Source organism: Paenibacillus sp. A3 (genome assembly GCF_001399685.1).
Classification (GTDB): Bacteria; Bacillota; Bacilli; order Paenibacillales; family NBRC-103111; genus Paenibacillus_G.
This window is the reverse complement of sequence record NZ_JTHN01000403.1, coordinates 1-792: the sequence shown is the minus strand read 5'-3', so window position 1 is coordinate 792 and position 792 is coordinate 1. Positions and strand designations below refer to the sequence as shown.

Annotated in this window: 2 protein-coding genes; one reads left to right on the top strand and one right to left on the bottom strand. The window is 53.0% G+C overall.

The window, feature by feature from the left end; genetic code table 11:
- Window positions 1-104 precede the first annotated feature (104 nt).
- Window positions 105-569 (top strand): DUF441 domain-containing protein, encoded by a 465-nt coding sequence (locus tag QJ48_RS34970; RefSeq protein ID WP_054977827.1) that lies wholly within the window; start codon window positions 105-107, stop codon window positions 567-569.
- A gap of 1 nt (window position 570) precedes the next feature.
- Here the strand turns inward: QJ48_RS34970 and QJ48_RS34965 are convergent.
- Window positions 571-792 (bottom strand): ACT domain-containing protein (locus tag QJ48_RS34965; protein ID WP_157261885.1); only part of this gene is annotated, 222 nt, incomplete at its 5' end.

Below are 792 nucleotides of genomic sequence, written 5' to 3'. Positions count from 1 at the left end.
GTGCCGGAAAGCTGGAACCGGAGCACACCACCGCCTCGCTCTAGTTCTAAACCAAGCCCTCGTTCATACACTGGAAAAGAAACCAATGGACAAGGGGCCTGACCATGAACGGAGACATTTTGCTGGTGGCGCTGATTATCATCGGTCTGATCGGTCGCTCCCATATTATTACAACGGCGGCGTGCGTGCTGTTGATTATCAAACTTATCAGTTTGGAACGGTATTTGCCTACCATCGAACGGAGAGGGCTGGAGCTCGGGCTGCTGTTTTTGACGATGGGGGTATTGGTTCCGTTCGCCAGCGAACGAATAACCATTAAAGACGTGACGTCGATGTTCACCACTTGGCCGGGGATCTTGGCCTTGATCGGGGGCGCAATCGCAACGTACATGAACGGCAAGGGCTTGGAGTTATTAAAAATAGACCCACAATTGATTGTGGGTCTTGTCATTGGGTCCATTTTCGGGATTATTTTTTTGAAAGGCATTCCCGTCGGGCCGCTGATGGCCGCCGGAATTACCGCTTTTCTGTTCAAACTGTTTACGTTCGTCTTCGATAAGCTGCGTTAGCTTATCTTCTTTCGGAAGGGCCGCCTACAATTGCGGTCTGATCCGTATCGAGGCCGTAAGCGCTGTGCAGCGCCGCGATCACTTCGTTCAGACGGCCATTCTCAATGACGCAGGACGTCTTGATTTCGGACGTGCTCACCAGCAGAATGCTGATGCCAAGCTCGGAGATGACCTCGAACATTTTCGCGGCCACGCCCGGCGTGCTGACCATGCCGGCGCCAAC